The sequence below is a fragment of the Polynucleobacter sp. AP-Titi-500A-B4 genome, assembly GCF_018688095.1.
Taxonomy (GTDB): domain Bacteria; phylum Pseudomonadota; class Gammaproteobacteria; order Burkholderiales; family Burkholderiaceae; genus Polynucleobacter.
On record NZ_CP061311.1, the window covers coordinates 468,235 to 489,979 of the forward strand.

A 21,745-nucleotide genomic window follows, 5' to 3' on the forward strand; every position below is an offset into this window, starting at 1 on the left:
AATTGCGCTTTAGATTTTTCCTGTTATTGCTCTTGTGCCTGGCGGGCGTTCGTACGGGTTACGCTGACAGTAAAAGCGTCTATCCAGTAAAGCCGATTCATTTAATTGTGGGGTTTTCTCCTGGAGGCTCTGCTGATACCGTAGGACGTGCTTTGGCAGAGGGCTTATCTAGTCGTCTAGGACAAGCAGTGATTGTTGAGAACAAAGCTGGCGCTAACGGCAATATTGCTGCTGAGCTGGTTGCTCGGTCTGCACCGGATGGTTATACCTTGTACTTCCCATCTATCGGCCATGCAGTAAATGCATCGTTATACAAAAATTTACCCTATGACCCAGTGAAAGATTTCACGGCAATAGGTGGGGTATTTTCAGCGCCTAATATGTTGGTAGTCCCAGTCAATTCACCCTATAAAACGGTTGGTGAAGTCATTGCAGCAGCCAAAGCCAATCCCGGTAAATTAACTTTTGCATCTAGTGGTAGCGGAACATCAGTGCATTTATCTGCAGTGCTATTTGAAAAAATGGCCAAGATTGACATGATTCACGTGCCATATAAAGGCACTGGAAGTGCTATGCCTGATGTGATCTCTGGTCAGGTGGATATGAGCTTCCCTAATTTACCGAGTGCGGTTCCACAGGTGAAGGCCGGCAACTTGAGAGGTTTAGGTGTGACAACGGCAAAACGCTCAGCTGCTGCGCCAGGCATACCGACCATTGCAGAATCTGGCTTGCCAGGCTATGACATGGCAACTTGGTACGGTCTAGTTGCGCCTGCAAATCTACCAGTAGAGATTCGTAATCGATTAAATAAAGAGCTACAGAGTATTTTGGCCGATCCTAAATTTAAGGATAAGTTGATTGCGCAAGGCGCAGACCCAATGCCTGGTAGCCCAGAACAATTTTCTGCTTTTATTAAAAGTGAAATTGAAAAGTGGCGTAAGCTGATTGCACAATCAAAAATTACTGTTGATTAATTTAAGAAAATACTAAAGGAAGATTCATGTCATTTGCATCCAATGCCTGTATCGCAGGAATATATGAGCATCCTCTTAGGGTGGCGCCTGATCACACTGTTGCTCAGTTGCATGCTGAAGTAGCGCGTGGCGCTTTGCTAGATGCCGGCCTAACGCTGGATGATGTGGATGGTTATTTCTGTGCAGGCGATGCTCCTGGTATGGGCCCAGTTTCTATGGCCGATTATTTGGGATTAAAAAAGCTCACGTATTTAGATTCAACAGATACTGGTGGCTCTTCTTATCTAACGCATGTAAACCATGCGGCCCGAGCCATTGCAGCAGGTCAATGCAAGGTGGCTTTAATCACTTTGGCTGGACGACCAAAGTCTGAGGGTTCTAGCGGCACACAAGTGCGCAGTCAATGGGCTAGTGCTCCTGACTTTGCTTTTGAAAAACCTTATTCACCAGCGCCATTAAATACTTATGCAATGTGCGCTATGCGTCATATGTATGAATTTGGTACCACCAGTGAACAATTAGCATGGATTAAAGTAGCCGCTTCACACCATGCGCAACATAATCCCAATGCTGCACTGAAAGATGTTCTTACTGTTGAAGATGTTTTGAGCTCCCCAATGATTGCCGATCCCTTGCATCGTGCAGATTGCTGTGTGGTGACAGATAGTGGCGGTGCTTTGGTTGTGGTCCACCCCGATATTGCGAAGACCTTGAAGAGGCCAGTAGTTACCATGATGGGTGCTGGCGAAACCACTAAAGGTCAGATGGGCGGCAAAGTCGATCTGACCTATTCTGGTTTGGCATGGGCCGCGCCATTAGCGTTTAAAGAGGCCAAGTTAACTCCTGAACAAATTCGATATGCATCTATTTACGATAGCTTCACCATTACTGTTTTGATTCAATTAGAGGATCTCGGATTTTGCAAGAAGGGTGAGGGTGGTAAGTTTGTCGAAGGAGGCCAACTTATTTCTGGCAAAGGCAAGCTGGCTTTTAATACCGATGGTGGTGGCTTATGCAATAACCATCCCGCCAATCGAGGTGGCATGACAAAAGTCATTGAAGCGGTGAGGCAGTTGCGTGGTGAAGCCCATCCAGCGGTTCAGGTGCCTAATCTCGAGTTTGCCCTTGCTTCTGGTATTGGCGGTGCACTGGGAACTCGTCATGGTGCAGCAGTATTAATTTTAGGGAGACTGTAATGAGTCAAGTAAACAAAGAGCATCGGTTACCAAGTCCAATTGCTAATCCTGAAAACAAGGCCTTTTTAGAAGCCGCCCAGAATAAGCAGCTAGTTTTAAAGCATTGCAACTCCTGCAATGAGGTCCATTACTATCCACGCACTATCTGTCCACACTGCGGCAGTAACGATACAAGTTGGGTCAAGTCTGATGGCTTGGGAGAAATTTATTCCTATACCGTCATGAGACGTGGTGTGGAGGTTCCGTTTGCAATGGCTTATGTTCGCTTAAATGAAGGCATTTCTATACTGACTCATCTGACGAATTATGATTTCGATGCAATTCGTGTCGGGCAAAAAGTAAAGGTAGTGTTTCAGGAAACGCAAGATGGGCAAAAAACCCATCTCTTTGAGCCCGCCTAAAAAAGTAATTGCTTAAGCCAGTTTCTTCAGGGCCTCGAGATAATTCTCGGGGTTCAGTGGCTTACCCTCGCGTTGCGCTTCCCACATCACTTGTCCCAAGCATTCCATCATGAGGTGTTGAGCTTCGTGTTCGGAGCCTAATTTCTTACTTAGTTTTTCTGCGACCTCTTTAATACCAAGCGGCTGATTAATTGAGATTTGCTCACTAATCGATAAGTGCATTGATAAATGCAAGAAGGGGTTCGTTTCACCTCGCTCTGGGGTGTAGTCCTGCGCTAGGGCACCTTCTGGATCAACTAGCAGTGCATGGTATTCAGGATGTTGCGCCATCCAGTCGCCAGCGAGTGTTTCCATGGAATCCAGAACCTGATTCTCGGTTTTCTTTTTCCAGGCGTCACAGAAAAATCGGCGCACTTCTTCACGAGTTGGATTAAATATCGCCACGAACTTTTCCTTTGCCAGTTTTTTGCTTAAAGCCACAGAGTGGTTCAACGATGCATTGTGTGCAGTCGGGACTGCGAGCCTTACAAGTGTATCTACCATGTAGGATGAGCCAATGATGCGCGTCTAGCAGGTATTCTTTAGGAACCCGCTTGAGCAATTGCTCTTCCACTTTGACGACATCTTTTCCAGGGGCTAAACCGGTTCGGTTAGAAACCCGGAAGATGTGGGTATCTACTGCAATCGTTGGCTGGCCAAAAGCAGTATTGAGAATCACGTTAGCTGTTTTTCTGCCAACGCCGGGAAGTGCTTCGAGTTCCTCCCTTGTTTCAGGAACTTTGCCGCCATGTTTTTCTATTAATAGTCGACAGGTCTCTTGAATATGTCTGCCTTTGGAGTTGAATAAGCCAATATGTTGGATATAAGGGCGCACACCTTCTTCGCCCAGATCTAAAAGCACCTGCGGTGTGTTAGCTACTTTGAATAGCTTTTGAGTTCCTTTATTAACGGATACATCAGTTGCTTGCGCAGATAACAATACCGCTATGAGCAATTCAAAAGGAGATCTGTACTCCAGTTCAGTTGTAGGTTTTGGATTATTGGCTTTGAGTTGCTCAAAAAAAGCACGACGCTTCTCAGGATTCATCATTTTTGTTGTTGTGCTCTAGCAATGGCTGCAGCAATAATGGCGCGCTTACGCTCTTTCTCTTTTGCCTCTTCCGCTGAGGTAGGGTGCTCTACATTAACAGCTACTAATTTAGAGGCTGCTTTCTTGGCCAGACGTTCGTCATTATCTTTTTTCTCACGTTTAAGACGCTGATCGCGATCGTGATAACGCTGACGAGAGAGATCAGCTAATTCTTGAGACCAAGCATTCCAGCCAGTTTTATTAGCCGTCACATCAATCATACTGATGCAATCGACTGGGCATGGCGGGATGCAAAGATCACAACCAGTACACCATTCAGTTAGTACCACATGCATTTGTTTGGAGGCACCAACAATTGCGTCGACAGGACAAGCCTGAATACAGAGCGTGCAACCAATGCATTTCTGAGGGTCTATAAACGCAACTGGTCTTGGGCGCTCTAGGCCGCACTCAGAGTCGATGGTGGGATGCAAATCAAATGCATCTTCTGGGTAAATGGGAGTTAAAACTTGGCTGAGTCTTTTAATCCCCTCTACTCCGCCAGGTGGGCAGCGATTGGGTAGGGCTTCGCCACTAGCTAGGGCTTCTGCATACCCTCTGCAATCTGGGTATCCACACTTTGTACATTGGGTTTGAGGAAGAAGATCTTCCAGGCGATCAGTGAGTTCGTTCGCCTGTTTCGTTTTCATTGCCTTGAAAAGTTTAAAAGGTGAGGGCGTAACCCTCACCGTTTTTACTTAGTCAGAACCTTCTAGCTCAGGAGGTCTTGCCTTACTCTTTTTGTTGACGACTTGGTGTTCACGAATAAAGTTTTTGATCTTTGGGTAAACCTTGTCGCGCCAACGACGCCCAGCAAAGATGCCGTAGTGACCTGCACCAGCAACTTCGTAGTGATCTTTATGTTCTTTTTGAATACCAGTACATAAACCATGTGCTGAACGTGTTTGTCCACTTCCAGAAATATCGTCGAGCTCACCTTCAATAGTTAGCAGAGCAGTCTTTTGAATATCTTGTGGCTTCACGAGTTGGCCAGCTACTTCCCATGTGCCATTTGGTAGTGAGTAGTCTTGGAATACGGTTTTGATCGTATCTAAGTAGAACTTCGCATCTAAATCCAATACTGCGTTGTACTCATCGTAGAAACGAATATGAGATTCAGCATCTTGCTCGTCACCACGTACTAAGTTTTGGAAGTAATCCCAATGAGACTGTAAGTGGTTCTGTGGGTTCATCGCAATAAAGCCAGTGTGCTGTAAGAAGCCTGGATATACGCGACGTCCAGCACCTGGATAGTTTGGCGGCACTTTGTAGATCACATGGCTTTCAAACCACTCATGGGATTTTTGCTCTGCCAAGTTATTAACGGCAGTAGGTGATTTGCGGGCATCAATTGGGCCGCCCATCATAATCATCGATGATGGGGTTTCTTCACCAGCAGATGCCATTAAAGAGATTGCACCCAATGTTGGCACTGTTGGTTGGCAAACAGAAATCACATTTAAATCTTTTGCGCCGATAGTGCGAATGAATTCTTGAATGTAATGAACATAGTCATCAAGACCAAATTCACCATCTTCAACTGGCACTAAGCGAGCATCGACCCAATCGGTGATGTAAACCTTATGGTCTTGCAATAGGGTGCGTACAGTGTCACGCAACAAAGTAGCGTGGTGACCAGACATCGGAGCAACTATCAGTACAACAGGGTCATCCTTGAGGCTCTTGATGGTTTCTACATCATCAGAAAAGCGCTTAAAACGAACCAGATTACAAAATGGTTTTGCAGTGATTGTTCTCTCATGAATCGCAACTTCGTGACCATGCGCTTTAACAGAGCGAATACCAAATTCTGGTTTTTTATAGTCTTTGCCTAAGCGGTAGAGGAGTTCATAACTAGCAGCTAATCGATCCGATCCAGGAACCTTAGAAGCTGGATTCGAGGCATTAATAAAAGCCTCAGATGCAGCGCGTGCCCATGAACTCATGGGTTGAAGTAAGGCTTTTTGGAACTCGTGTAACTGATAAAGCATGGTACCCCCTGTAAATCTATTTAGCCGTGTATTACGCTCTTTTAAGCCAATACGCGGGCGATTGCTTTGGCAACTTTATCAATATTTTTGGTATTGAGCGCCGCCACACAAATGCGTCCAGTAGAGAGAGCATAAATGCCATCCTCTTTCTGTAAGCGATCTACTTGCTCAGCAGTCAAGCCTGAGTAAGAAAACATTCCACGCTGCTTCTCGATAAAAGCAAAATCTTGCTTTACACCAGCAGCAGCTAATTTTTCAACTAAACCATGACGCATAGCTTTAATGCGATCACGCATCTCTGCTAATTCATCTTCCCAAAGTTTACGCAGTTCAGGTGAATTCAAAACAGCAGCTGCAATTGCAGCACCATGTGTTGGTGGGTTGGAGTAATTAGTGCGAATGACGCGCTTTAATTGTGAAAGCACGCGAGTTGATTCATCTTTGCTTTGAGTCACGATAGACAAAGCGCCTACACGTTCACCATAGAGTGAGAATGACTTAGAGAAAGAGCTCGACACGAAGAAAGACATACCTGATTGCGCAAAGAGGCGTACAGCAATACCATCCTGTTCAATCCCGGCGGCAAAGCCTTGGTAGGCCATGTCCAAGAAAGGAATCAAGCCTTTGTTCTTGCAGATATCAATTACTTGACGCCATTGCGCTTCAGTAATGTCTGCACCAGTTGGGTTGTGGCAGCAGGCGTGCAAAAGTACAGTTGTGTTCTTTGGGAATGATTCCAATGACTTGACCATGCCATCAAAATCTACGCCACGGGTCTTGCCATCAAAGTAAGCGTACTCAACTACTTCGAAGCCGGCAGATTCAAAAATGCCGCGGTGGTTTTCCCAGGTTGGATTACTGATTGCGCATGGAGCGTTTAAATTGAGGCGCTTAATGAAGTCAGCGCCAACACGCAGTGCACCAGTGCCACCCAAACATTCGGCAGTCACTACGCGACCATCTTGAATAAGGGAAGAGTCTGCGCCAAACAATAAATTTTGTACTGCACTGTTGTATGGGTTCGGACCTTCGATAGGAATGTAGCTGCGTGGTGAGTGCTTCGCCACAATGGCTTCTTCAGCCTTGATCACTGCTTTTAAGAGAGGCACTTTGCCTTCATCCGTGTAATACACGCCAACACCGAGGTTTACTTTGTCAGGACGCTGATCTGCAACGTAGGCTTCTGTGAGGCCAAAAATAGGATCTTTAGGGGCTAATTGAACTGAGGCAAACAGGGTCATTTGGGTTTGTAAGTGGCAGTTAGGGGTGATTTAAGGGTGGTTTTACTAGTGCTTGACGTTAAATTGGGTTTAATTGTCTGTTTTTGAAGTCAGAACCAACTATTTCTAAATAAAAACGGCAAAATCATTGTTTGTACAAAATTCGCTGTGAAGAAAACTCACAGATGAAATGATAGCCGAGATGCCCCCTAAGTTGCCCAAAAATGGATCAAAACCTGAAGTAAAAGAGCTGCAGTTAAAGCCTGTCGCTGACCCCCTGGGTGAAGTCGGGCACGACCTAGATCCGGCCAAGTTTGTAAGCTTCCCAGACTCCCCTTATCAGCTCTATCAGCCTTTCCCCCCAGCAGGGGACCAGCCGGCAGCCATTGATGGCTTGGTAGAGGGTATAGAGGACGGTTTGACCTATCAGACGCTATTAGGGGTAACGGGGTCAGGCAAGACCTTCACCATGGCCAATGTCATTGCTAGAACAGGCCGCCCAGCCATCATTTTTGCCCCAAATAAGACCTTGGCTGCTCAGCTTTATAGCGAATTTAGGGAGTTTTTCCCTAAAAATGCGGTTGAATACTTTGTCAGCTACTACGACTACTACCAGCCAGAAGCTTATGTGCCGCAGCGCGACCTCTTTATTGAGAAAGATTCCTCGATTAATGAGCATATTGAGCAAATGCGCTTGTCGGCTACCAAGAGTTTGTTAGAGCGTCGTGACGTCATCATTGTGGCAACGGTCTCTGCAATTTACGGTATTGGTAATCCTGGTGACTATCACAGCATGGTGATGACATTGCGTCCTGGCGACAAGATGAGTCAGCGGGATATTTTGACGCGCCTCATCGCGATGCAGTATGACCGCAATGAAACCGATTTCAAGCGCGGCGTATTTCGAGTGCGAGGCGATACAATTGATATCTTCCCTGCTGAACATAATGAATTAGCAGTACGCGTGGAATTATTTGATGATGTGGTCGAAAGTTTGCAATTCTTTGATCCACTTACCGGAAAAATTCGGCAAAAGATTCCACGGTTTACTGTGTATCCAAGTTCGCACTATGTGACGCCTCGTGAAACTGTTCTCAAAGCTATTGAAACGATCAAGACTGAGTTGCGTACTCGCCTCGACGAGTTTGTCAAAGATGGTAAGTTAGTTGAGGCGCAGCGTTTAGAGCAGCGTACCCGTTTTGATTTGGAGATGCTCAATGAATTGGGTTTCTGTAAGGGAATTGAGAATTACTCTCGCCATCTCTCAGGTGCCGCTCCAGGCGAGGCGCCACCTACCTTAGTGGACTATCTACCGAATGATGCATTGATGTTCTTAGATGAGAGCCATGTCCTAATAGGTCAGTTAAATGCGATGTACAACGGCGATAAATCTCGCAAACATACTTTGGTGGAATTTGGCTTTCGTTTACCTTCGGCAATGGATAACCGCCCACTGAAATTTACTGAGTTTGAAACCAAAATGCGTCAAACCATTTTCGTTTCTGCAACACCAGCCGATTATGAAAAAGAACACCAAGGTCAGGTAGTAGAGCAAGTAGCAAGACCAACGGGATTGGTTGACCCAGAAATTGAAGTGTTACCAGCAAGCACTCAAGTCGATGATTTGCTCAGTCAAATTCATGATCGTGTGAAGGTGGGTGAACGTGTTTTAGTCACAGTATTGACTAAACGGATGGCGGAGCAATTAACAGATTATCTTTCTGATAACGGTGTGAAGGTGCGTTACGTTCACTCTGATATTGATACGGTTGAGCGTGTTGAAATTTTGCGTGACCTTCGTTTGGGTGTATTCGATGTCTTAGTCGGCATTAACTTGCTACGCGAAGGTTTGGATATTCCAGAGGTTTCCTTAGTGGCCATTTTGGATGCCGATAAAGAAGGCTTCTTGCGCTCAGAGCGATCCTTAATTCAGACCATTGGTCGCGCTGCCCGAAATGTTCGGGGTAAAGCGATTCTGTATGCCGATAGAGTCACTGATTCCATGCGCCGAGCGATGGGGGAGACCGACAGGCGACGAACCAAGCAAATTGCTTTTAATAAACTCCATGGCATTGAGCCTAAAGGGGTTCAAAAGCGTATTAAGGACATTATTGATGGGGTTTATGACGTCAAAGAGAAGCGTCAGGAGATGCAGGTAGAGCAAGAGCGGGCTCGCTATGAAGATATGGGTGAAAAAGATTTAGCCAATGAAATCAAGCGCTTAGAAAAGCAGATGAACGCTGAAGCCAAGAATTTAGAATTTGAAAAAGCCGCTAGCACCCGGGATCGACTCACCAAGGTCAAGGAAATGGCCTTTGGAGCCAGGTCTAGGGATTCGGTCTAAGGATTTAGTCAACTAATACCTGACTTACGTTACGGTTTTTTTGAGATAATTCCCGATCAATTTGCTGGGGAATATGGTAAAGTTGAGTGGAATGGTCGGGTATTACCCGCCCGCCCATGAGCTGTCCATAACAATCCATTACCAAGGTGACATATGAGACTTACAACTAAAGGTCGTTTTGCAGTAACCGCAATGATTGATTTAGCCCTGCGTGAAACGCATGGCCCTGTAACTTTGGCCGGAATCAGCCAAAGACAAAAGATTTCCCTTTCTTACCTCGAGCAATTGTTCGGCAAATTACGCCGCTTCAACATCGTTGAGAGTACTCGTGGCCCTGGAGGTGGATACACCCTAGCGCGTCCATCTACTGAAATTAGCGTAGCTGACATTATCGTGGCGGTAGATGAGCCATTGGATGCTACTCAATGTGGTGGCAAAGGCAACTGCCATACCGAAGAGGAAGGGCATGGTCGCTGTATGACTCATGATCTATGGAGTAATCTCAATTCCAAAATGGTGGAGTACCTCAGCTCAGTGAGCCTGAAAGATTTGGTTCAGCAGCAAGAAGGTCGCGGCATGGTGATTCAAGACATGCGTCAAAAGAAAATTAAAGTTGAAAGTGTGAAGGCTGAGAAACCAGCGCCAGCACTTGCGGCAAAAAAAGAAGCCGCTCCCAAAGCGCCACTCATCAACTCTGTCTTTAATTTGGCGCGACAGAGTTAAGTGAATTAAACGAATTTAATCAGCAGTACTACACATTAGAAATACAACATGAACGCTCCACAAGATCTACCTTTGCAACCGGTTCCAATGTTTAGTCTAAAGCACTTTCCGGTGTACATGGACTATTCGGCAACAACACCGATTGATCCTCGTGTGGTTGACAAGATGTTGCCGTATTTGCGTGAGCAGTTCGGTAACGCCGCTTCCCGTAGTCACGCTTATGGCTGGGCTGCAGAAGAGGCAGTCGAGTGGGCGCGTTCAGAAGTAGCCCAATTAGTACATGCCGATCCTAGAGAGATCGTATTTACTAGCGGCGCTACTGAAAGTATTAACTTGGCACTGAAAGGTGCCGCCCATTTTTATAAAGAGCGCGGTAATCACATCATTACAGTGAAGACCGAGCATAAAGCCACTTTAGATACTTGCCGTGAATTGGAGCGTGAAGGTTTCGAAGTGACTTACTTAGATGTTTTGCCAAATGGCTTGATTGATTTTGCCCAGTTAGAAACTGCAATGAAGCCAGGTACGATTTTAGCTTCAGTGATGTATGTCAATAATGAAATCGGTGTTGTGCAAGATATTCCGGCAATTGGTGAGTTATGCCGTTCACGGGGCGTTATTTTCCACGTTGATGCAGCCCAAGCCACTGGCAAAGTAGAGATTGATTTAGAAAAGACCAAAGTCGATTTGATGAGCTTTTCTGCTCATAAGACTTATGGTCCAAAAGGTATCGGTGCATTGTTTGTGCGTCGCAAGCCTCGTATTCGTATTGAAGCCCAGATTCATGGTGGCGGTCACGAGCGCGGTATGCGTTCTGGCACATTGGCGGTTCATCAAATTGTGGGCATGGGCGAGGCATTCCGCATTGCTCGTATCGAGATGGCTGAAGAAAATAAACGTATCCGCGGATTGCGTGATCGCTTGTTGGCTGGTCTGAAGGATATTGAAGAAGTCTATGTAAACGGCGATATGGATGACCGTGTTCCCCATAACCTCAACATTAGCTTTAACTATGTTGAAGGTGAGTCCATGTTGATGGCGCTCAAAGATTTAGCCATTTCATCTGGCTCTGCTTGTACTTCAGCCTCTTTAGAGCCTTCATATGTGTTACGTGCGCTGGGCCGCAATGATGAGTTGGCGCATAGCTCGATTCGCTTCACTTTGGGTCGTTTCACGACGGAAGAAGAAGTGGATTTCACGATCAAGCTAGTGAAAGAAAAGATTGCAAAGTTGCGTGAGCTCTCCCCATTATGGGAGATGTACAAAGACGGAATCGACTTGAGCACGATTCAATGGGCTGCACACTAAAAGATATATCTAGATAAAGAAATTAAAGAGGAAATACCATGGCATATAGCGAAAAAGTCATCGACCATTATGAAAACCCCCGTAACGTTGGCTCCTTTGACAAGGGCGACGATAGCGTAGGTACTGGCATGGTTGGTGCGCCAGCTTGTGGCGACGTGATGAAGTTACAGATTCGCGTGAACGATCAAGGTGTGATTGAAGATGCCAAGTTCAAGACCTATGGTTGTGGCTCTGCTATCGCTTCCTCTTCATTAGTTACCGAGTGGGTTAAAGGCAAGACTTTGGATCAAGCCCTAGAGATTAAGAATTCCTTGATTGCTGAAGAGTTGGCATTGCCACCAGTGAAAATTCACTGCTCTATCTTGGCTGAAGATGCAATCAAAGCTGCTGTTGCTGATTACAAAGAGAAGCATCCAGTTAAATAAGAATTTGAGAAAGCTATGGCAATCACCTTAACTGAAAAAGCTGCAAAGCACGTTAACCGCAATCTAGAAAAGCGCGGTAAAGGCTGCGGGCTGCGTTTGGGTGTTCGCACCACGGGCTGCTCTGGCTTGGCGTATCAGTTGGAGTATGTTGATGAACCTGCTGCTGAAGATCAAATATTTGAGTCCAATGGCGTGAAAGTATTTGTTGATCCAAAGAGCTTGGCTTATTTGGATGGAACCGAATTGGATTTCGTACGTGAGGGTTTGAATGAAGGATTTAAGTTTCAAAATCCAAACGTAAAAGATGAGTGTGGTTGTGGCGAATCCTTCCGCGTCTGACGATTACTTCCACTTCTTTGGTTTAAATCAGCAGTTCAAGATCGATTTGCCTGCACTTGATCAGGCGTATTTGGCAATTCAGAAGGAAGTTCATCCCGATCGACACGCTCGCGGCAGTGAAACTGAGCAACGCCTCGCGATGCAGATGGCAACTTTCGCGAATACTGCATTTCAAACTCTCAAAAATCCTATTCAACGTGGTTTGTATCTGTGTCAGTTGCATGGTGTTGATGCCAAGCTAGAAACCAATACTGCAATGCCTGCTGCTTTCTTGATGAGACAAATGGAATGGCGTGAAAGTCTGGATGAGCAGGCAGAAGATTTGCCAGCACTTGAAGCCTTGATGGCTGAAGTGGAGCAATCTAAGGCGGATACCCTTGCTGAAATTGCTCAGGCCATCGATGGCGCTAAAAATTATCAGCGTGCTGCAGAACTTCTGCGCGGCTTATTGTTTATTGATAAGTTTGCTCTTGAGTTGGATGACACTATTGCAGCCTTAATCTAGCCGTTACCCAAGCTAAACTCTATTTTCTATGGCCCTATTACAAATCTCTGAACCTGGTAAATCGCTTGCGCCACATCAGCGCCGCATTGCCGTAGGTATTGATTTGGGGACCACCAATTCTTTGGTGGCTATTGTTAAAGATGCATTGCCTAAAGTATTGCCTGATGAACAGGGGCGCGAGTTATTGCCTTCAGTAGTGCGTTACTTGCCGAATGGTCGCACCCAGGCAGGATTTGAAGCGCTCGAGAGCATTGTGATTGATCCAAAGAACACGATTGTTTCGGTGAAGCGCTTTATGGGTCGTGGCTTGACTGATGTTGAGCATATTGAGAGCGCGCCTTACGACTTCGTTGATCAGCCAGGCATGCTCAAACTGAGAACAGTTGCTGGCGATAAAAGTCCAATTGAAGTTTCTGCAGAAATTCTTGCGCGATTGCGGCAGTTAGCTGAAGACTCTGTAAACGATGACATTGTGGGTGCAGTGATTACCGTGCCGGCCTATTTTGATGATGCACAACGTCAAGCAACTAAGGATGCTGCGAAGTTGGCTGGCATTGAGGTATTGCGTTTGCTAAATGAGCCGACCGCCGCTGCAATTGCCTATGGTTTGGATAATGCCTCTGAAGGTGTCTATGCTGTTTATGACTTAGGCGGCGGCACCTTTGATATATCCATCTTGCGGATGAGTAGAGGTGTATTTGAGGTGCTCTCTACAGGCGGTGACTCTGCTTTGGGTGGCGATGATTTTGATCATCGTTTGTATTGCTGGGTGATTGAGCAAGCTAAGTTGCCACCCCTCTCAATTCATGATCACCGTACACTGCTACAAGCATGCAAACATGCCAAAGAACAGCTTAGCCATAACCCCTTAGCACGTGTGCATGAAACTCTTTCAGATGGCACAGTAGTGAATGTTGGCGTAAGCCAAGCCCAGTTTTTCGAGATTACACAAAACTTGGTTGCTAAAACCTTGATGGCCTGCAAGAAAGCCCTCCGTGATGCGGGCTTAAAAGCTGAAGATGTTAAAGGTGTTGTTATGGTGGGTGGTTCAACCCGCATGCCGAATGTACAACGTGCCGTTGGCGAACTATTTGGCACACAACCTTTAAATAACTTAAATCCTGATCAAGTCGTTGCGCTTGGTGCGGCGATGCAAGCAGATTTATTGGCTGGTAACCAAAGTAAAGATGATGAGTGGCTCTTGCTTGATGTCATTCCGCTATCACTTGGTATTGAGACTATGGGTGGTTTAGTAGAAAAAATCATTCCTCGCAATACTCCTATTCCTGTTGCTAGAGCACAAGATTTCACTACCTTTAAGGATGGCCAAACTGCATTGGCGATACAAGTGGTTCAGGGTGAGCGTGAGTTAGTGCAAGATTGCCGCTCACTCGGCCGATTTGAATTACGTGGCATTCCGCCAATGGCTGCAGGCGCTGCACGTATTCGGGTGACGTTTCAGGTAGATGCTGATGGTTTGTTATCTGTGAGCGCAACTGAGCAAGGCTCTGGTGTTCAGGCATCAATTGATATTAAGCCTTCTTATGGCTTAACTGATGCTGAAATTACGCGTATGTTGCAAGATGGGTTTGCATCAGCCAAAGAAGATTTACTCTCTAGATCATTGCGTGAAGAGCAAGTTAATGCGCAGCGTTTATTAGATGCTGTACAGACAGCACTGGCTAGTGATCGCAATCTTCTGAATACTGAAGAGCAAAAAGCAATTGATCAAGAGATGGCAATACTGCAAAAGATTTTGGATGAAGAAACTGATAGCGCCATTGTGCGCAAAGCGGTAGATCATGCAGCTAAAGCAACTGATGAGTTTGCCCAAATGCGAATGAATGCGAGTATTCAGAAAGCCTTATCTGGTAAGAATGTTGCCGAGATCTAAAAATACATAGATAAATAGAAACCAAGTAAACGCCATGACCCAAATTGTTGTTCTTCCCCATAGTGAATATTGCCCAGAAGGCGCAGTAGTTGAAGTCGCTCCAGGCACGTCAATTTGCGAAGCTCTTCTTGAAAATGACATTCCGATTGAGCATGCTTGCGATATGGTCTGTGCTTGCACCACTTGTCACGTGATTGTGAAAGAGGGTTTTAACAGCCTAAATGCTCCAGACGAGAACGAAGAAGATATGTTGGATCGTGCTTGGGGCCTTAACCCACAGTCCCGTTTATCTTGCCAAGCCATTGTTGCTAGAGAAGATTTGGTGATTGAAATCCCCAAATACTCTATTAATCACGCTAAAGAGAACCATTAGCCGCACTAAGTTGGTGCATTGGGCTCAGTATTAAAGCATTAGACCCAAAAGGCTGTCGCAGATAGGACTACTATGAAGTTGTTCATTCTGTAGTTTGTTTTACGTAGTACCTCCATAGATTTCTTTTAAGCCATCCTTCGGGGTGGCTTTTTCTTTTTTCGCTTTTAGCGCTTGGGCGGCACTGAGCTCGATTCGCGAATAACTAAATTGACGCTGGCTTTAATTTTTCGAGGCAGATTGTCTACCCCATTAATTTGGGAGATTAGATGGTTCGCTGCCTGTGCCCACATGCCAATTGCATCTATATGAATCGTACTCAGACTTGGTGTGAGATGCTGAGAAATTTCTAGATCATCAAATCCAATAATGGATAGATCATTTGGAATTCGAAGCCCTTGCTTTTGTGCTTCAAGTAATGCTCCTAACGCTAATACGTCTTGACCGCAAATGATCGCAGTAATTTTAGGATTATTGAGGAGTAATTTTTTCATTCCGAGACGTGCTTCATGTAGACCATAAGCACATTCAACAATCACGTCGCTTTTAACCTGAATTTTTTTCTCAGCTAAAAGCTCTAGAACCCCGTCTACACGGTCTCTAGCACGATCGTTATGCGTTGTAATTCCTGCCAGTATTCCAAAGTGTTTATGCCCAAGAGAGAGTAGATGCTGAACTCCAGGCTTGATTGCCTCTCGGTTATCAAAGCCTGAGGCATAGCCGTTATAAGGTGCTGATAATGATCCCACGTGTATGTATGGAATATTGCGGGTTTTCAGTAGCTTTAGCGCTTCTCGCTGTTGGCTAACGCCAAATAGCGCAATACCTTCAACGCCTCTAGTTAGTAAATTGGTTATTTGGTTTGCTTCAATCTCAGGATCGTAGTTACTACTCGCTACCAAAAGTTGGCGTCCAGATTCATTCAGTTGACGTTGAAATTCTGCAAGGCCTTGTGCAAAGATTGCATTATCAAGAGTCGGGACAATAGCGCCAATTGTTCCAGAGCGTTTGAGCATTAGTGCGCGAGCTCCTGCATTGGGTATGTACCCTAATTTTTTTATAACACTACTAATTTTTTCTTTGAGTTCAGAGCTAACTGCATCTGGATTATTTAGGGCCCTAGAAACGGTGGCAGTAGAGACTTTTGCTGCGGATGCAACATGGTCAATCGTGATTGATCCTACCGTTTTTTTCATGTGGGCCTTAGGGAAAGTCCTAGTCAATTTGAGTTTGCACCGCTTATTTTGCTTCCATTTTGTGGTTAGAATGAAAGCGCTTACATTTTCTGTCATTCTATAAGGAATTAGAAATTTTTAGCAAGTTTTTATCCCTCCTTCTGTTTTGTGCAATCCTTCTGTTTGCTTGGTTTGGGTTAACTGAGTGGACGGGTATTATTTCGGGCGCAAGATTTCCATCGCCAACTGAAACGTGGAATTCATTCAAAATTATTGCTGTGCAAGGCTACGGCAATGGCAAGTTGTATCAGCATATTCTTCAGAGCGTGGTGCTGGTAACTTCAGGATTTTTAGTCTCATCATCCCTAGGCATCCTGCTTGGTATTTTGATGGGCGCAAATAAGAAAATTGAAGCATTTGTTAACCCAATATTTTTAACCTTAAGACCAATTCCCCCTTTAGCTTGGATCCCGCTAGCGATTGTTTGGCTGGGGCTCGGCAACTCAGCTAAGGTTATGGTGATTTACGTGGCAGCGTTTGTACCGGCTGTTATTAATACTTTCACGGGTGTCCGCTCTATTGAGGTGCCGCAAAGAGAAGCAGCGGCTATGTTGGGGATTAGCCGCTTTGCCTATTACAGAGAGGTTTTAATACCTGGCGCTCTACCACTGATCTTTACTGGTCTAAGACTTTCACTCCAGGCATCGTGGACTACTTTGGTTGCTGCCGAGTTGGTGGGTGCTACTTTAGGATTGGGTTCAATACTCAACCAAGCTGCTCAAGATATTAATCCGGCAATGATTCTGGTTGGCATGATGAGCGTAGCAATTTCCGGATGGCTAATGACGCAATTATTAGCAAAGGCTGAGCGCTATGCGATGCCTTGGAGAGCTTGATGGTTAATCGCGACCGTTTAAACCAAGGTGAATTTATATTATGGACTGGCTTAGGTCTTGCTAGCTTTATTGGTTTTTGGTATCTAGCGGTTGCTCTTGGTTTTGTTCCTAAGCAATTTCTTCCTGCGCCACATCAGGTCTTGTTGAAGTTTATTCATCTACTCAATGAACCATTCTCTGGCTATACCTTACTTGCCCATATCGCCTCCAGCTTTCAGCGTTTTTTGTATGGCTTTGTTTTAGCTGTCATGATCGGCGTTCCATTGGGTTTGTTGATGGCCTTATCAAGGTTCGCTAACCAGCTGATTACCCCTTTCTTTGAGAGTATTCGTTTTGTAGCCCCTATTGCCTGGGTTCCATTTGCAGCGCTTTGGTTTGGTACCGGCATAGGCGGACCAGTATTGGTAATCTTTATGGGCGCATTCCCGCCCGTATTAATTAATACTTATCGTGGTGCCATACATGTTGATAAAAAATATCTTGAAGCGGCAAAGATGCTGGGCGCCGGCAAGTTTCGCTTGATGACTGAAGTGTTATTTCCTGCGGCAATCCCCTCAATTATTGCTGGCCTCAGAATTTCAGCGGGGCTGGGTTGGCAATCGTTAGTGGGTGCAGAGTTAATTGTGGCTTCTAGCGGTGTTGGTTACATGATGGTAAAGGGTCAAGCAAGTATTCAAACCGATATTGTTATGAGTGGAATGATTGCAATTGGATTAATTGGTTTATTAATTGATGTACTTTTAAGGCAGGCTGAAAAGCTGGCTGTTCACTATAAAGAAATTTGAGTTATGGCAGATATTGTTTTTGAATCCGTAGAACGTAGTTTTAAACAGGGTGGAAAAGAATTTCTAGCTGTTGGCGGAATTGACTTGTGTGTAAAAGATAGGGAGTTTGTTGCTATTGTTGGACCATCTGGCTGCGGTAAAACAACGTGTATGCGGATGGTTGCGGGCCTGGAAATGCCAAGTAAGGGGCGTGTTTTAGTTGGCGGCAAAGAAGTGAAGGGTCCAGGACCGGATCGCGCAGTTGTATTTCAACAATTTGCATTATTCCCATGGAAAACAGTACAGGAGAACATTGAGTTCGGACTCAAGTCTTTGAGTATGAGCGCGGAGGATAAGAGGGAGAAGACGGCCCGCTTAATCACCTTAATGGGTCTAGAGGGTTATGAGCAGGCTTACCCTCATCAATTATCGGGGGGTATGCAGCAACGTGTGGCTATTGCACGAGCCTATGTATTAGAGCCGGAGGTCCTATTAATGGATGAACCATTTGGGGCATTGGATGCGCAAACACGAGTTGTAATGCAAGAAGAGCTTGTGAGACTGGCCCGTAAAAATCCGAAGACGGTTTTATTTATTACCCATGCGGTTGAGGAAGCTGTGTACCTTGCGGATCGTGTCGTTGTAATGTCTAGAAGGCCTGGTTTGATTAGAGATGTTATAGAAATTAAGCCGATTAGAGAGAAAGAAGGTTGGGATCAATACACTCGTATTGAAGATGTAATGGATTTAAGTTCTTTTGTGCAGTTACGTAGTCATATTTGGAAATTACTCAGGGAGCAAAACCTGGGTGTTGATCATTGATTTACTTTTGAAATAGACGAAGGAGACGGATATGAAATTTAAAAAGTCATTGGTTGGAATCTTAGGGGCAACGATGCTTGCTGCAGCAAGCATCGGGAATGTGCAAGCACAAGCAAAGCCTGCTTTAACGGAGATTAAGGTGAGCTATCAGCCTGCTCTGTATTGGGCCTTGCCGTTCTTCGTCGCAACTGAAAAAAATTGGTGGGGAGAGTTGGGTCTTAAGCCAGAATTTAGTACCTTCCCTGCAGGTGTTCCTCAAATCGCAGCGTCTGCCTCCAAGTCTTGGGATGTGGGGGGTACGGGCTCGGTACCGGCCGTCTTAGGTTATGTCCGTTTCGGAATCAAAACGATTGGCCTTAGTAACGATGAGTCTGCTGGAAATGCATTACTAGCTACCCCGAAAGCAGCAGAGGCATTTACGGCAAATCCACAGTCCTTAAAGGGACAAACTATTGTTTTAACAGGCAACTCCACAGGCGACTATGCAGTTCAGTCTTGCCTTAAGAAATATGGTTTAACTAAAGCCGATGTCGTTATTAAAAACATGGGCCAGGGCGAAATTATTTCTGCAATGTCATCTGGGAATGCGGACTTTGGTGGTTTATGGGCGCCAAATATTTATACCCTAGAAGAAAAAGCTGGTGCCAAGGTTATTTGTAGCGGCAAAGATGGAGGAGCATTTGTACCTGGCGCTTTAATTGTTCGCGGTGATTATGCAAAGGAAAATCCACAGAACGTCGCTAAATTCTTAGCAATTTACTTGCGCGCATGGAAGTGGATGAATGCCAACAAACCCCAAGCCATTGCAATGATGAAGAAGTTTTATGAGCAAGGTGGTGTGACTATTTCTGAGGCCTCAATGAAGAAAGAGTTTGATACCCGTCCAAATTATGATTTAGCAACAGAGTTAAAGATTATGGATGGCTCTAAAGGCCCATCACAAGTTGATGGTTGGTTCAATGCGATTGCAGCCTTTATGCAATCAACTGGAGCAATTCAAACTATTCCGCCAGCAAACGAATACATCACTGATGAGTTCATGAAGATGGTGAATGCTGATAAGAAGTTGCGTGAGTTTGCAAATAACACGAAGTAGTTAACAAAGAAATCCAAAAAATGGGGGCAACCTCATTTTTTGGATTAAAGCTGTAAGCGCTTACAAAGATAGGGTTAGAAACATGTCAATAAATTATTTGAAGAAGGCGGCTAAAACTCCAGAAACTGAGACATCGACAGCTCAACAAGTGGTCACTGAAATGCTGGCCAACATTGAGCGAAATGGTGAATCAGCCGTAAAGGAATATGCCGTAAAGCTTGATAAATGGTCTGGTGATATCGTGATGTCAGAGTCTGCGATCAATAAAATTCTAGCGGATGTGCCTGATTCGGTAAAAAGAGATATCGATTTCGCTGTCAAACAAGTATTTGACTTTGCTCTAGCCCAGAAAAAAAGTATTAGTGATTTTTCAACGACATTGCATCCAGGTGTCACAGCAGGTCAAAAGGTGTTACCGGTAAATGTGGTGGGATGTTATGCGCCGTCTGGAAGATATGCACATATTGCTTCAGCATATATGACTGTGGCAACTGCAAAAGCTGCCGGCGTCAAAAATATTATTGCTTGTTCTAGTCCATTTCGTGGTGGTGGCATTCATCCATATGTGCTTTATGCCTTTAAGGCAGCTGGTGCAGATGTCATCATGACTCTTGGCGGGGTGCAGGCGATTGCATCCATGGCCTATGGTCTCTTTACAGGGAAGCCAGCAGACGTTGTGGTTGGGCCTGGCAATAAATTTGTTGCGGAGGCAAAGCGTTCATTATTTGGCAAAGTTGGAATAGATGTTTTTGCCGGTCCATCAGAGATTGCGGTAATTGCAGATGAATCTGCAGATCCTAAAATCGTTGCCAGCGACCTAGTAGGGCAGGCTGAACATGGACATGAATCCCCGGCTTGGTTATTTACAACATCTGAGAAATTGGCTAAAGAGGTGATGGAGCTGGTTCCTCAGATGATTGATGTATTGCCACCAACGGCTAAAGATGCAGCAGCTTGTGCCTGGCGTGATTACGGAGAAGTCATTGTATGCAGCACTCGAGAAGAGCTTGCTAAGGTTTCTGATCAATACGCTAGCGAGCATCTTGAGGTTCATGCAACAGATTTGGATTGGTGGCTAAGTAATCTAACTTGTTACGGATCCTTGTTTTTGGGTGAGGAAACCACTGTTGCTTTTGGCGACAAGACTAGCGGACCAAACCATGTATTGCCAACTAAAGGAGCCGCTAGATATTCGGGTGGATTATCAGTTCATAAATTTATGAAAACCTTAACTTGGCAGAAGATGACGCGTGAAGGCAGTAAAGAGATGGCATTGGTAACTGCAAGAATTAGTCGCCTCGAGGGAATGGAAGCGCATGCCCGTACTGCTGATGATCGTCTTGAAAAATACTTTCCCAATGAAACATTTGATCTTGGAAGCCCTGTTGAAGTATGAGTTCATTAGCGAATCAACTTTTTAATCTGCAGGGTAAAACTGCTCTGATCACTGGTGGTAGCAGCGGATTAGGAGAGGCAATTGCTATGGCCTTAGGTTTGTCTGGCGCCGAAGTGATTATTGCCGCTCGCAGAGAGGGACCTTTAAAGCAAGCCGAAGAGCGAATGAGAGAGCAGGGAGTCAATGTCTCCTCTTATGTTGCTAATTTAAGTGATTTAGAGGTTGCCAAGGATCTTTCAACTCGAGTCTTAGGTAAAACTGGCAAGGTGGACATCTTAGTTAATGCTGCAGGTATTAATTTACGAGAACCCTTCGGCGAGGTTTCTCCTCAGAGCTGGCAAGAACAATTAAATGTTCAGTTAGCAGCGCCGTTTTTTATGACACAAGCGCTTGCTCCCCAAATGAAGTCTCGGAACTGGGGAAGAGTGATCAATATTGCTTCGTTACAAAGTTATCGGGCATTTGCAAATAGCGCTCCTTATGGTGCAGCCAAAGGCGGTATTTTGCAGTTAACCAGGGCAATAGCTCAAGAGTGGTCAAAATTTGGGATTACTTGTAATGCAATTGGCCCAGGATTTTTTCCAACAGCACTGACTGCACCAGTATTTAATAATCCTGACTTAGTCAAAATGCACTCAGAAAAAACAGCTATTGGTCGCAACGGAGAATTGAGTGATATTTATGGTCTGGCGATCTTTTTGGCTAGCGATGCCTCTGCATACATTACTGGACAGACCATCATGTTGGATGGTGGTTATACCGCTACATAAGGAACGA

At 45.2% G+C, this 21,745-nt stretch carries 23 protein-coding genes; 17 read left to right on the plus strand and 6 right to left on the minus strand.

All coding sequences use genetic code 11. From position 1 onward, the window contains the following. Positions 1 to 2 precede the first annotated feature (2 nt). The 3 genes from FD968_RS02500 to FD968_RS02510 are packed head-to-tail and all read left to right on the plus strand — an operon-like array spanning position 3 to position 2,571. Positions 3 to 974: a tripartite tricarboxylate transporter substrate binding protein gene (locus FD968_RS02500; RefSeq protein WP_251367608.1), complete on the plus strand. Its 972-nt coding sequence runs from the start codon at positions 3 to 5 to the stop codon at positions 972 to 974. Between the two features lie 26 nt (positions 975 to 1,000). Further along, positions 1,001 to 2,170 (plus strand): thiolase domain-containing protein, encoded by a 1,170-nt coding sequence (locus FD968_RS02505; protein ID WP_215367221.1) that lies wholly within the window; start codon positions 1,001 to 1,003, stop codon positions 2,168 to 2,170. After that, positions 2,170 to 2,571, plus strand: coding sequence for a Zn-ribbon domain-containing OB-fold protein (locus FD968_RS02510; RefSeq protein ID WP_215367222.1), 402 nt, complete (start codon positions 2,170 to 2,172; stop codon positions 2,569 to 2,571). Before FD968_RS02505 ends, FD968_RS02510 begins: the two co-directional genes overlap by 1 nt. Positions 2,572 to 2,583: 12 nt before the next feature. Here the strand turns inward: FD968_RS02510 and FD968_RS02515 are convergent, their stop codons facing one another. From FD968_RS02515 to FD968_RS02535, 5 genes are read right to left on the minus strand one after another with little or no spacing between them, the layout of a single operon-like run. Further along, positions 2,584 to 3,009 carry a DUF1841 family protein gene (locus FD968_RS02515; protein ID WP_215367945.1) on the minus strand — a complete coding sequence of 142 codons (426 nt, stop codon included), beginning with the start codon at positions 3,007 to 3,009 and terminating at the stop codon, positions 2,584 to 2,586. Further along, positions 3,002 to 3,658, minus strand: coding sequence for an endonuclease III (gene nth / locus FD968_RS02520; protein ID WP_215367943.1), 657 nt, complete (start codon positions 3,656 to 3,658; stop codon positions 3,002 to 3,004). The genes FD968_RS02515 and nth overlap by 8 nt, the downstream gene beginning before the upstream one ends. After that, positions 3,658 to 4,350 (minus strand): electron transport complex subunit RsxB, encoded by a 693-nt coding sequence (gene rsxB, locus FD968_RS02525; RefSeq protein WP_215367223.1) that lies wholly within the window; start codon positions 4,348 to 4,350, stop codon positions 3,658 to 3,660. The genes nth and rsxB overlap by 1 nt, the downstream gene beginning before the upstream one ends. Before the next feature lie 48 nt (positions 4,351 to 4,398). After that, positions 4,399 to 5,691: a polyhydroxyalkanoate depolymerase gene (locus tag FD968_RS02530; RefSeq protein ID WP_215367224.1), complete on the minus strand. Its 1,293-nt coding sequence runs from the start codon at positions 5,689 to 5,691 to the stop codon at positions 4,399 to 4,401. 41 nt (positions 5,692 to 5,732) lie between these two features. Then, positions 5,733 to 6,932 (minus strand): amino acid aminotransferase, encoded by a 1,200-nt coding sequence (locus FD968_RS02535; protein ID WP_215367225.1) that lies wholly within the window; start codon positions 6,930 to 6,932, stop codon positions 5,733 to 5,735. A 169-nt stretch (positions 6,933 to 7,101) separates the two neighbouring features. On the opposite strand from FD968_RS02535, the gene uvrB reads away from it, so the two are divergent. The 8 genes from uvrB (at position 7,102) to fdx (ending at position 14,822) form a co-directional block, all read left to right on the plus strand. Continuing rightward, positions 7,102 to 9,255: an excinuclease ABC subunit UvrB gene (gene uvrB, locus FD968_RS02540; protein ID WP_251367609.1), complete on the plus strand. Its 2,154-nt coding sequence runs from the start codon at positions 7,102 to 7,104 to the stop codon at positions 9,253 to 9,255. A gap of 153 nt (positions 9,256 to 9,408) precedes the next feature. Then, on the plus strand, positions 9,409 to 9,978 hold the full coding sequence (locus FD968_RS02545; RefSeq protein ID WP_215367226.1) for a Fe-S cluster assembly transcription factor: 570 nt from the start codon (positions 9,409 to 9,411) through the stop codon (positions 9,976 to 9,978). 48 nt (positions 9,979 to 10,026) lie between these two features. Further along, positions 10,027 to 11,286, plus strand: coding sequence for an IscS subfamily cysteine desulfurase (locus tag FD968_RS02550; RefSeq protein ID WP_371817739.1), 1,260 nt, complete (start codon positions 10,027 to 10,029; stop codon positions 11,284 to 11,286). 38 nt (positions 11,287 to 11,324) lie between these two features. Further along, complete coding sequence (gene iscU, locus FD968_RS02555; protein WP_215367227.1) at positions 11,325 to 11,711, plus strand: Fe-S cluster assembly scaffold IscU; 387 nt, start codon at positions 11,325 to 11,327, stop codon at positions 11,709 to 11,711. A 15-nt stretch (positions 11,712 to 11,726) separates the two neighbouring features. Next, positions 11,727 to 12,050 carry an iron-sulfur cluster assembly protein IscA gene (gene iscA, locus FD968_RS02560; RefSeq protein WP_215367228.1) on the plus strand — a complete coding sequence of 108 codons (324 nt, stop codon included), beginning with the start codon at positions 11,727 to 11,729 and terminating at the stop codon, positions 12,048 to 12,050. Next, on the plus strand, positions 12,016 to 12,555 hold the full coding sequence (gene hscB / locus FD968_RS02565) for a Fe-S protein assembly co-chaperone HscB (protein ID WP_215367229.1): 540 nt from the start codon (positions 12,016 to 12,018) through the stop codon (positions 12,553 to 12,555). Before iscA ends, hscB begins: the two co-directional genes overlap by 35 nt. Before the next feature lie 28 nt (positions 12,556 to 12,583). Continuing rightward, a complete protein-coding gene (gene hscA / locus FD968_RS02570) occupies positions 12,584 to 14,449 on the plus strand; it encodes a Fe-S protein assembly chaperone HscA (protein ID WP_215367230.1) in 1,866 nt (621 codons plus the stop codon). 34 nt (positions 14,450 to 14,483) lie between these two features. Beyond that, positions 14,484 to 14,822 carry an ISC system 2Fe-2S type ferredoxin gene (gene fdx / locus FD968_RS02575; RefSeq protein ID WP_215367231.1) on the plus strand — a complete coding sequence of 113 codons (339 nt, stop codon included), beginning with the start codon at positions 14,484 to 14,486 and terminating at the stop codon, positions 14,820 to 14,822. 164 nt (positions 14,823 to 14,986) lie between these two features. Here the strand turns inward: fdx and FD968_RS02580 are convergent, their stop codons facing one another. Beyond that, positions 14,987 to 16,015: a LacI family DNA-binding transcriptional regulator gene (locus FD968_RS02580; RefSeq protein WP_215367232.1), complete on the minus strand. Its 1,029-nt coding sequence runs from the start codon at positions 16,013 to 16,015 to the stop codon at positions 14,987 to 14,989. Positions 16,016 to 16,272: 257 nt separating this feature from the next. On the opposite strand from FD968_RS02580, the gene FD968_RS02585 reads away from it, so the two are divergent. From FD968_RS02585 to FD968_RS02610, 6 genes are all read left to right on the plus strand, one after another. Then, positions 16,273 to 16,890, plus strand: a complete 618-nt coding sequence (locus FD968_RS02585) for an ABC transporter permease (RefSeq protein ID WP_251367610.1) — start codon at positions 16,273 to 16,275, stop codon at positions 16,888 to 16,890. After that, a complete protein-coding gene (locus tag FD968_RS02590) occupies positions 16,890 to 17,675 on the plus strand; it encodes an ABC transporter permease (protein ID WP_215367233.1) in 786 nt (261 codons plus the stop codon). Before FD968_RS02585 ends, FD968_RS02590 begins: the two co-directional genes overlap by 1 nt. Before the next feature lie 3 nt (positions 17,676 to 17,678). Next, entirely contained in the window at positions 17,679 to 18,476 is a 798-nt protein-coding gene (locus FD968_RS02595; RefSeq protein ID WP_215367234.1) for an ABC transporter ATP-binding protein, read from the plus strand. Between the two features lie 31 nt (positions 18,477 to 18,507). Next, the gene (locus FD968_RS02600) at positions 18,508 to 19,572 is read left to right on the plus strand and encodes an ABC transporter substrate-binding protein (protein ID WP_251367611.1); all 1,065 of its coding nucleotides are present in this window, start codon (positions 18,508 to 18,510) and stop codon (positions 19,570 to 19,572) included. A gap of 82 nt (positions 19,573 to 19,654) precedes the next feature. Further along, a complete protein-coding gene (hisD, locus tag FD968_RS02605) occupies positions 19,655 to 20,968 on the plus strand; it encodes a histidinol dehydrogenase (RefSeq protein ID WP_215367235.1) in 1,314 nt (437 codons plus the stop codon). Beyond that, positions 20,965 to 21,738 carry an SDR family NAD(P)-dependent oxidoreductase gene (locus tag FD968_RS02610; protein ID WP_215367236.1) on the plus strand — a complete coding sequence of 258 codons (774 nt, stop codon included), beginning with the start codon at positions 20,965 to 20,967 and terminating at the stop codon, positions 21,736 to 21,738. The genes hisD and FD968_RS02610 overlap by 4 nt, the downstream gene beginning before the upstream one ends. Positions 21,739 to 21,745: the final 7 nt, after the last annotated feature.